Below are 9,720 nucleotides of genomic sequence, written 5' to 3'. Positions count from 1 at the left end.
GAAATCCGACGTTCCGGGCAAGACGCGCGTTCATCACAAAACGGAAAACGGCCTCATCTGGTACGTGACACTCCGTATACCCGTCGAAGAGCGCCAACCGGGCACGCACGGTGAGCCCGCCGGATCCTCTACAGGAACGAAAGGGCGCGCTTGCAGAGCTCTCGGGCTTGTGACCTACTGCGCGAACCTGACAACGAAGGACCCCTCCTGAACTTCAAACCAGTCGCCGTTCGGGCAACACCGACCCGGCTCGGAATGCCGTGGAGTGTGCGAGGGTACGCGAGATGGAACGTCGCATCGCGGAACTTGAGCAGGAGAACGCGTTCTTGAAAAATGCGCCGGCAGGTTCAGAAGGCGGGCGCATTCCAGCAGGCCGACGCCCTTGCCCAGTAACTGGTGGATCTGCTTCCAGCGCTCGCGGATGCTCCATTCATGGACGCCGGCGGGACGGGGCGGGTTGACCATGGCCCGGCTGGCGCTGTGGGAACGAACCCTGGCGAGGGTCTCATCGGAGAAATTCGCCCACAGATGCCACCGGTCGCCGACCTGCACCCCATCCGGCAGAGCAGGTCGAATCGCCTTCCCGCAGGCACGCGCCCCATCCCGGCAGACGATCGACTCCAGGGTGCGATCGCAGCCAAGCCTCCAGCACATCGGCACCACGGCCGGGCAGGGCATCGATCCGCTCGTCGGCCTCGGCGTCAGTGAGTACGGTGGCATACCGATGCCGGTGCTTGAGAGCGCAGTCCTCGACACCCTGCATGCGCGGGACCTGCAGGGGCGGAAGCGGCAGCCGCATCAGCAGGTGCAGCGCTGTGGACCTGAAAATCGTGACGGACAGGACCTCCGACAGCCGAGCACCGGCCTGGCCGGCCAGTTCCTGGACCACCGCGCCCAACTGGCCGGTGAGCTTGTTCGTCCGACGCTAGCAGCACTCGAGCAGCCCAGGAACCTGCTCCCGGAACGTCCGCCGAGGACTTCCCGCGTTAGGCAGAGCAGACGCCGGACCCGTAGCGACCCACCACCGGCCGCCCGTCGACTGGCACATCCCTACCCGTCCGGCCGGCGTAGCCGTGCACCCGACCGGTCGGCACCCCACACGCAGGGCACGACATCGGCTGGTCACGAGTGCGAACCATCACCCGGATGCGGTCGCCCTCGTCCTCTACGCCCTCGATGACCAACGCAGACACTCCCACGAAGACGACATCTGTAAGATCGTCGATCTTCAGCACGGCACAGCCTGGCGGGGATCGCCCAGCACTACGCCCGATTACGGTCAGAGCCGGTGACCGCACAGTCCTTTTCAAATCTTCTATCGCTGACACCATGAATCTCGCGACATAAAGCAATTCACCCACTTTGTCCCCTTTGTGGCGCGATAGCGCACCGGTAACCGCAGTTACTCAATGTCCTGACCGTAGTTAATCCTTACCTTGACGACCTCTCCGCAGGCAGTCACCGTCAAGGTCGTCGGCATGTTTCCTTCGATGATCCAGCGAGGGATGGGGGACAAGGCCGTGGATGCAAATCCGGGACGAGTCCAAACAGCAAACACGATCCTCACAGATCGTCTCCTGCTTCAGATTCCAGCCGCTCAGGTGTCCGACGTGCTGGACACCATTCCGTCATTCGCCGGCGGGATCGTGCTCACAGGCGAGAAGGCCGCCATGCTTCACCCTTCCTTGCGAGAGCGCCTCTGCGGGCCTCTGCTCATTGACCGGCGCTGTTACGCGGGCGGCAAGTCCCGCCGAGAGCAATAGTCAAGACCTGTGGATCATGAGTTCCTAGGCGGCTGTGGGGACGGGTGATTCGGTGGGGCGTTCGACGAGTTTGCCGTCGATAAAGGTGGCTCCGGCGCGGACCAGGGCGACCAGGTGGGCGCCGTTGATCGCGCGCCAGCGGGATTGGGCGGACTCGATCAGCTTGAAGGCCATGGCCAGGCCGGCGGCGCGGGAGCCGGGGCCCTTGGTGACCTTGGTGCGGTGCCGGACGGTGGCGAAGGTCGACTCGATCGGGTTGGTGGTGCGCAGATGCCGCCAGTGCTCGGCCGGATAGTCGTAGAAGGCCAGCAGGTGCTCGACGTCGTCGGTGATCTTGGCAACGGCCTTGGGAAACTTGGCGCCGTAGGCGGCCTCGAAGGCGGCGACCGGCGAGGGCATGGTCCTTGCTCTCGGCGTTCCAGATCTCCGCGAGGGCCTTCTTCGCGCCCGGGTGGGCTGACTTCGGGAGCGCCCCGAGCACGTTGGCGATCTTGTGAAATCAGCACCTCTGACCCCTGGCCTGGGGAAACATCTCGGCCAGCGCGGACCAGAAGCCGAGCGCGCCGTCACCGATGGCGAGCACCGGGGCGCGCATGCCGCGCCGGGCGCAATCGCGCAGCAGGTCGGCCCACGACTCCGTTGATTCGCGGTAGCCGTCGGTCAGCGCGACGAGTTCCTTGCGGCCGTCGGCGCGCACCCCGATCAGCACCAGCAGGCAGAATCTATGCTCCTCCAGGCGGATGTTGACGTGGATGCCATCGGCCCACAGGTAGACGTAGTCGACGTTCGACAGGTCTCGGGCGGCGAAGGCGCGTTGTTCAGCCTTCCACTGCTCGGTGAGCTTGGTGATGACCGGAGCCGACAGGCCGCTGCCGCTGCCGAGGAACTGGCCCAGCGCGGGCACGAAGTCGCCGGTGGACAGGCCATGCAGGTAGAGCAGCGGCAGCACCTCGGTGATGGCCGGGCTCTTGCGGCACCACGGCGGCAGAATCGCCGAGGAGAAGCGGCGCCGTTCACCGGTGGTCTCGTCGATGCGCTTGTCGTTGACCCGCGGGGCCTGGACCTCGATCGCGCCCGCGCTGGTCAGCACGGTGCGGGGCTGGTGGTGGCCGTTGCGCACGACCAGGCGGCGACCGGCCTCGTCGCGTTCGCCGGCGAAGGCGGCGATGTAGGCGTCGACCTCGGCCTTGAGCGCTTCGGCGAGCATCCGGCGGGCACCTTCACGCACCAGCTCGTCGATCAGCGCGGGTGAAGGGCCGGAGGCGTCCGTGTTGCGGTCGCTGTCGGCAGGGTCAGGGACTACGGTGAGCACGGGTGTGCCTTCCCGACCGACGTTGGCGCGTCGGTCATGTCTTGAGAACTCGCATGATCATCGGGAAGGTACACCCCCTCCCGACCGATCCACAGGTCTCAAGCATTGCTCCCCGCCGAAAGACCGGGGTGGAGACGATCAGTCGCGCCTGGCTCGATGCCCAGCGCGCATTGGGCGTCGCGAGCGTGTTGACCGACTCCGGATACGTGGGCAAGGAGGACAAGGCCGCACTACGCAGTGTGCTCAGCCAAGCCAAGGAAGCGGGCGACGACGTCTCCGCCGTACTGCCCCTGCACAGCACCTGGCTGCTGGCACTTTGGGTGGACCATCTCATCGACGAGATCTGTTCGCATGAGACGCCGGTGGCTCTCGTACTGGAGCACCGGAGCGACCCCCTTGGCTCTGTCCGGGCGATCGGGGGTCTGAAGCATGTGCTGGAACGTGCCACCGTCCCAGTGGGCCTGCTAAGCACGGACATCTCCGGGCTGGGAGCCATCGCCCACGGCGCCCTCTGGGCAGCCGTCGGCGCTACCTCGTCGCTGCGTCAGCTCTATCCGGCCGACGCCCTACCTCCCCGTCCCCCAGAGTATGGGACATATAGACGGCACTCGCTCGTCCTGCCGCTCCTGGCGCTCATGACCGTGGAGAAGATCCTCGAAGGCGTGCAGGCCACCCTCGAAGATCCGGACCTGATGCGCGATGTGTGGACCTGCGACTGCCGCGTGTGCGGCAGCCGCACCATGGAGTGGCTGGCCACCGCCTCACCCACGGAATTGGCCGCGCACACGTTCGAGCCGTTGCTGCACCTCCATGAGGGCATCACTACTCTGCTCCCGCAGCAGCGACCGGACTCCTGGCTCGCCAAGTGCAAGGACGCCGTTCACCGGCATCACGAGCTGAACGCCCAGCGCCGGCTGTCGTGGAGGGTACCCCAGTATCTGCAGGCGTGGGTGAAGTCCTACCCCACGCCCAACGCGATGGGAAGAGGCTGACCAGCCTGACGAAGCACGGCGTCATAGACCACTTCCTCGACCAGTCGTCTCACCCATGTGCGTTCCTGGGCGACGGCCACTGGTTCAGGCAGATGGACCAGCCGATAAGGCTCTTCCAGCGCCACTACACCGAAGCCGTAGTAGGCGGCATCCACCGCAACGGGCACACTTCGTGCCACCGCGGTCGGCACCAGAGCCACCCGCTCACCGAATGCCACGAAGCCTCCGAGGTTGTTCTTCGCGGCCGCCCAGGTCCTCCGCGGCGCGATCGCACCTTCGATGCGCACCGGCGCCGGACGTGACAGGAAGTCCGGATAGCGATGAGCTACGCAGCGCAGCAGGAAAGCGTCAGCCGCGGGCGGCAGCCCCTCACGCAACCGAGCCTCGTGCTCAGCTTCATCCAGTTCACAGGCCACCCATCGCCAACTGCTCAAAGCCTTGGTCTGGAGCACGCTCCGGCCCTGCCAGCCCAGGACTTCCAGCACCTGTGGCAGCACAACCACCGCATCAGCAAGCATCCGCGCCGTCATGCCGTACCACCCTGGCCGTGATCAGCTCGCGACACGCCGTACACCGAGCAACTGGCGCTCGCCTCGGCCCGTGTCAAGGCGTCGCCTATTTGGTCAAGACCCTGCTTGTGACCACCTAGCTCAACTCGTCCCGAGCGGCTTCGAACAATTGCTGCTGCAAGGCGTAGAACTCATCCTGCTCGGGCAGCGCCACGCCCTGAGGGGTCTGCAGGATGAGGTCCGCGAAGCTGCCCATGCCGCCGTAGAGCCGGAGGATGCTGCGGACCGCGTGCTGGAGCAGTTCGGGAGAGTTGCGATCGCGCGCCTCCTCGACCTGCCGGTCCAGGTTCCTGAGACCTTCGGCATAGGACGCGAAGGGCTGGCCGACGCTCTCCAGCAGTTCGATCAAGGCGGCCAGCGCTTGACGTACCCGGTCCTGCTCTAGTGCAGCGGCCATGAGTCCAGTACCTCCACGCCGGGGATGGTCCAAGGTTTCGGGATGAAGATCTGACCAGTGCCCCCCATGTAGAGGGAGCCTTGATTGGCGATTTCTCCTTCGTAGACTGTCACGCCCTTGGGGATCTTGACGGCGAAGCCCGTGTCGAGGACACACTCCGTCCCGTCATCCCATTTCGGCGGGAGGGCCTTGTCGATCCGCGCCTGAAGCACCCCCTGTGGTTTCTCCACGGAGAAGTACTGGCCCAGGGGGAGATCATGGTGGCCCGCCCGGTAGAGGACGGTGTCCTGCTCCAGGATGCGCTCCGTGTAGCGCCATCCTGTGAAGCTGGTGGCGGGTTGTTCGTCCAGTACGTGCTTTCCGCCTGGCCCGCCGTAAGCGGTGAGGCCCAGGGGGTCGGCTGCGGTGATCGGGTTGTGGACGAACGCGTACGGGTTCGGGCCTGGTGCCAGGCCGAGCGGGTCGCCGCTGGTGTAGTGGGCGGTGGCCGGGTCGTAGTGGCGGAAGACGTTGTAGTGGAGGCCGGATTCGGGGTCGGCGTACTGGCCGGCGAAGCGTAGCGGGCAGTCGGCGCCGGTGGACAGGGTGCCGAGGTCGCTGCCCCATAAGGTGTGGCGGGTGCGCCAGGCCACGTCGCCGTCGGCGGTGATGAGTTCGGTGGGGGTGCCGAGCAGGTCGGTGGCGATGGCGTAGAAGGCCTGGTCGATGTGCTCCTGCGGGAGGCGTTCGGTCTGGGTGAGGGGCCGGTGGGTGCCGGGTTCGAAGTCCCAGGTGGTGGTGCGGCCGGTGGTGGTCTGCTCGGCGAGGAGCCGACCGTCCCAGACGAAGTCGACGCGGCCGGTGCCGTCGGCGCGTTCCTTGGCGATGCGGCGGCCCAGGGCGTCGTAGCGGTAGTGCCAAATCTGGCCGTCCGGGGTGCGCACTTCGGTCAGCCGGTCGTCGGCGTCCCAGGTGTAGCGCCAGAGCTGCTTCGACGGGCCCTGGCGCGCGATGACCCTGCCCTGGGCGTCGTAGTGGTAGCGGTCCTGCCCCGCGGTGCGGATCAGGGTGCCGGTGTAGGCGCGTTCGCCCTGGCCGGGTGAGGGGGTGGCCCACGTGGCTCGGGTGATCTGGCCGGCGGGGTCGTAGGCGTAGCGTTCGTCGAAGCCGTTGCCGTGTACGGCGGTGACGCGGCCGACGGGGTCGAGGTCGAAGCGGCGGCGGCCGGACAGCAGGTCGTCGATGGCGCTCACGTGACCGTCGGCCCGGTAGGCGTAGCCGCGGCGCTGACGGACTCTTTTGCCGGACGGCCCGGCGCTCCAGGTGTGCGAACACAGCCGGGAGTCGGGTCCCCATTCACTGGTCAGGGTCAGGTCGGAACCGATTCGGCGGGCGATCTCACGGCCCGCCGGATCGTGGGTGAAGGTGATGGTGTGCCCGCCGGTGTGGAGGGCTTGCGGAAGGTCGCGGTGGTCGTACTCCCAGCGGCTCTGCGCGCCCGAGGGGGTTCGGCGCAGCACGCGGCGGCCGAGCCGGTCGTAGACGTTGGTGACGGTGGCACCGTTGCAGGTCTCGGCGAGGACCCGGCCGTCCTCGTCACGGTCGAGGCGCAGGTCGGCGTCGGGGTTGACGGCTCTGATCAGGCGGCCGAGCGCGTCGTGCTCGAAAGTGGTGACGCGGTCTCCCGAGTGCTGCTCGATGATCCGGCCCAGCAGGTCGTGGACGAAGTGGGTGCTCTCCCCCACGCCGTTGACGCGTTCGACGAGCTGCCCGGCCGGGTCCCGCCGGTAGGTGAGGCGGCGATCGTTGAAGTCGGTCTCGGCCGCCAGGGCGCCGGTCGCGTCGTAGTCATAGCACCAGACCAGGCCGTCCGGATTGCTGACGCGGGTCAGCCGTAATTCGGTGTCGTAGCCGAATTCCAGGCGGGCGCCGTCGGGAGTGATCCGCGCGGCGGGCATGTCGAAGGGGCCGATCTCGGTGCGGGTGATCTGACCGAGAGCGTCGGTGTGCTCGATCAGGTTGCCCTCGGCGTCGTACTGCCAGTGCTCGGTGGCGCCGCTGGGCGACGTACGGGCGGCGAGCCTGCCCTCCACCGTCCAGGCGTAGCGGGCGGTGGAGCCGAGCGGGTCGGTGACGGCGGTGATGCGGCCGAAGGCGTCGCGCTCGTAGCGGGTAACGGCCCCTGTCGGGTCGGTGACCGCCACCGGCAACCCCGCCGGGTCGCAGTCCACGCTCCAGGTGTGCCCCAGCGCGTTGGTGAAGCCCGCCGGTCCGCCGTGCGCGTGGTAGGCGTACCGGGCGCCTTCCGGCTCGCCCAGCAGGTTGCCGTGCTGGTCGTGGTCGCGCACGTGCACGCGGCCATCGAAGCCCACAACGGTGACCGGTCGGCCGGCCTGGTCGCGGACCAGGCGGGACACCGCGCCGTCCGGCCGGACGATCGAGGTCAGCAGGCCGTGCTCGTCATAGGCGTACCGAGCGGTGCGTCCCAATGGGTCGGTGCGGGCCAGCAGATGCCCGTACCGGTCCCACTCGTAGCGGACCTCGTGGCCCAGCGGGTCGATCTCACGTACGACCTGGAGCAGGTCGTTGTAGTGGTACGTGGTGGCGTGGCCGAGCGAGTCGCGGGCCACGGTCACGCCGCCGCGGTATTCGATCTCCACGCCGTACACGCCATCGCAGCCCGTGCCGTGCACGCATCGGCCCTGGTCGTCGTAGGTGTAGGCGTACCAGGTACCGATCCGGTCGGCCCACCGGGTCATCCGGCCGTGCTCGTCGTAGCTGAAACGCAGCGGCAGGCCGGAGGAGTTGATCACCTCGGTGAGGTTGCGATGCTCGTCGTAGCGGTAGGCGATGAGCGTTTGGCCGGCCTCTCGTAGCCGGATCGACACGATCAGGCCGGCGTGCGTCTCGATGTCCAGGTGGTAGCCGCCCGCGTGGGCCACCTCGGCGAGCACACCGTCGGCCGTGTAGTGCAGGTCGATGCGGTTGGCGTTGCGGTCGGTGATCGCGGACAGCGGCAGCACCTGGGCCACCCCGGAGGCGGCTTCTCCGGCGTCGCGGTCTTCTGCTGCGGCGAAGTGCAAGGTGTGGCCGGTGGCGGGATCCGTCACCTGATACCCGTCGTCGCCTTCGCGGGCCAGCAACAGCCGCGGCCCCTCCTCGGGCAGCACCGCCTCGCCCTGGCCGGGATGCGGGAAGCTGAGGATCCCGCCAGTGGCCAGCGCCAGGCACACCCCCTGCTCGTCGACCTCCAACCGCTGGTCGAGCGTGGAGGCCCAGCCCGGCCCGAGCCACCGCCCGACCCGATACCCCGACAGATGGGTCCGCTCCAGTACCAGCGGCAGCACCCCCGGCAACTCCACATCAGTCTGCGGCAGCAACACCGTGCCGGTCGGGAAATGCACCGGATCCTTGCTGAAGAACTGCCTGGTCTTCTGCCAGGCGGTACCCGCCGCCGTCGAGACCCGCCCCGCTCGCCCGGCCACGGCCGCGCGCAACCCCGCCCCCGTGAACGCCGACGGCCCCGCGGGAATCCCGGCCCGGAACAACCCCACCGCGCACCCGCCCCCGGCCCGCACCCCCGCCGCCAGCCCGCCCAGCGCCGCGACCGCCTTACCGCCCATGGCCAGCAGCCCCACCTGACGGCCGCCCGGGATCATCCCGATCCCGTCCAGCACCACCTGGCCCAAGCCCGCCTTGCCCTGGCGGTACTTGTTCAGCGAGTCGGCGAACACGATCGCGCCCAGCGCCACCGTCGCCCCCAGCAAGATCGCCCCGGCCAGCCCGCCGGTGCCGATGATCAGCACCACGATGCCCGCGACCATTGCCACGTTGCGGGCCAGGTTCACGAAGTCGTCCCAGGACCGGAACGGCGTGCTGACGGTGTCCCACGCCTTCTCCAGCCAGGACTTGTTCTGGATGCCGCTGCCTTGCAGCGCCTGCTCGATCTCACCGGCCGCCCGCGACTCGGCCTCCCCGCGCAGCCGGGCCGCCTCTTCGGCGATCCTGCGGGCCCGGCCTCGGTCCGCCTCGGCGTCGCGCGCCCGCGTGACGGCGGGCCGTACCGCCGCCTGAACGGCAGGGGCGGCGGCGCCGACCGCCGCCTCCACCTCGGCCAGGCTGCCCGTAACCGCCGAGGCGGGCAACTGTGCCCGTACCTCACGCAAGGCGCCCTGGTACTGCTGTTCCGCCGCCTGCCCCTGCCGCAACGCCGTCCCCGCCTGGGTCTTGGCCTGCTCCAGACTGCCCGCGTACGTGTTCAGCGCGTCGCCCGCTCCGCGATACGCCCTGCCGAGCTTGGCCAGCTCTGCGGGCAGCGTCTGCAGCGCCTCGGCGTACTTGATCGCGTAATCGCCGCGCATGTTCAGCGCCGAGGTGTTGCCCAACACCCCGTTCAGCCGGGCCGTGTTGTCCTCGGCCAGCTTCGCCTGCTCCAACAGCCGCGCCGCCAACGCCCGCACCTGGACCGGATCCCCCGGAGCAGGATCGCCCGCCAGCCCGAGAGTCTCCCAACCACCCGGCATGTGATCACCCCGCCTGCCCGACCCCGGATGAGGTTCCGCGGGGCTGTACGCACCCGGCCGAGCCCGCAGTTCAACGATCAAGCCCGAACGGTATGGATGGACTCCATGCCCTTGCCTTGACTGCCGAATGCGCGGAGGTGTGGCTGCTCGCAAGTCGCTCGCACGCGTCCGATTTCTGCGCTTTC

Annotated in this window: 7 protein-coding genes and 1 pseudogene; 2 read left to right on the top strand and 6 right to left on the bottom strand. The window is 68.2% G+C overall.

Going from position 1 to position 9,720, the window contains the following annotated elements; translation table 11 throughout:
* Window positions 1–505: 505 nt before the first annotated feature.
* Together HCN51_RS63285 and HCN51_RS63280 are read right to left on the bottom strand one after the other, a co-directional pair.
* Window positions 506–898, bottom strand: a complete 393-nt coding sequence (locus tag HCN51_RS63285) for a transposase (protein WP_168021750.1) — start codon at window positions 896–898, stop codon at window positions 506–508.
* 88 nt (window positions 899–986) lie between these two features.
* Window positions 987–1,115 carry a transposase family protein gene (locus HCN51_RS63280; protein ID WP_428981591.1) on the bottom strand — a complete coding sequence of 43 codons (129 nt, stop codon included), beginning with the start codon at window positions 1,113–1,115 and terminating at the stop codon, window positions 987–989.
* A 321-nt stretch (window positions 1,116–1,436) separates the two neighbouring features.
* Here HCN51_RS63280 and HCN51_RS54985 point away from each other — a divergent pair, with 321 nt between their 5' ends.
* Window positions 1,437–1,763, top strand: coding sequence for a hypothetical protein (locus HCN51_RS54985; protein ID WP_168021749.1), 327 nt, complete (start codon window positions 1,437–1,439; stop codon window positions 1,761–1,763).
* A gap of 24 nt (window positions 1,764–1,787) precedes the next feature.
* Here the strand turns inward: HCN51_RS54985 and HCN51_RS54980 are convergent.
* Window positions 1,788–3,075, bottom strand: a pseudogene (locus HCN51_RS54980) (IS256 family transposase).
* Between the two features lie 53 nt (window positions 3,076–3,128).
* Between HCN51_RS54980 and HCN51_RS54975 the strand changes: the two are divergent.
* Entirely contained in the window at window positions 3,129–4,067 is a 939-nt protein-coding gene (locus HCN51_RS54975; protein ID WP_168021748.1) for a hypothetical protein, read from the top strand.
* On the opposite strand, the gene HCN51_RS54970 is transcribed toward HCN51_RS54975, so the two are convergent.
* The 3 genes from HCN51_RS54970 to HCN51_RS54960 all read right to left on the bottom strand — a co-directional run bounded on the left by HCN51_RS54970 (window position 4,034) and on the right by HCN51_RS54960 (window position 9,535).
* Complete coding sequence (locus tag HCN51_RS54970) at window positions 4,034–4,597, bottom strand: hypothetical protein (protein ID WP_168021747.1); 564 nt, start codon at window positions 4,595–4,597, stop codon at window positions 4,034–4,036. The genes HCN51_RS54975 and HCN51_RS54970 overlap by 34 nt on opposite strands.
* 115 nt (window positions 4,598–4,712) lie before the next feature.
* The gene (locus HCN51_RS54965) at window positions 4,713–5,033 is read right to left on the bottom strand and encodes a DUF6966 domain-containing protein (RefSeq protein ID WP_168021746.1); all 321 of its coding nucleotides are present in this window, start codon (window positions 5,031–5,033) and stop codon (window positions 4,713–4,715) included.
* Window positions 5,018–9,535 (bottom strand): DUF6531 domain-containing protein, encoded by a 4,518-nt coding sequence (locus HCN51_RS54960; protein ID WP_168021745.1) that lies wholly within the window; start codon window positions 9,533–9,535, stop codon window positions 5,018–5,020. The genes HCN51_RS54965 and HCN51_RS54960 overlap by 16 nt, the downstream gene beginning before the upstream one ends.
* Window positions 9,536–9,720 lie beyond the last annotated feature (185 nt).

It is taken from the genome of Nonomuraea composti, assembly GCF_012034275.1.
GTDB classification, from domain to species: Bacteria; Actinomycetota; Actinomycetes; order Streptosporangiales; family Streptosporangiaceae; genus Nonomuraea; species Nonomuraea composti.
Note: the sequence above shows the minus strand (reverse complement) of the source record. Positions and strands in the feature narration are given on the sequence as shown.

Bases quoted from the DNA above. Each gene is read 5' to 3' on its own strand.
- HCN51_RS54975 (WP_168021748.1), top strand. From the start codon at position 3,129: ATGATCATCGGGAAGGTACACCCCCTCCCGACCGATCCACAGGTCTCA.
- HCN51_RS54970 (WP_168021747.1), bottom strand. From the start codon at position 4,597: ATGACGGCGCGGATGCTTGCTGATGCGGTGGTTGTGCTGCCACAGGTG.
- HCN51_RS54965 (WP_168021746.1), bottom strand. From the start codon at position 5,033: ATGGCCGCTGCACTAGAGCAGGACCGGGTACGTCAAGCGCTGGCCGCC.
- HCN51_RS54960 (WP_168021745.1), bottom strand. From the start codon at position 9,535: ATGCCGGGTGGTTGGGAGACTCTCGGGCTGGCGGGCGATCCTGCTCCG.
- HCN51_RS63280 (WP_428981591.1), bottom strand. From the start codon at position 1,115: ATGTCGTGCCCTGCGTGTGGGGTGCCGACCGGTCGGGTGCACGGCTAC.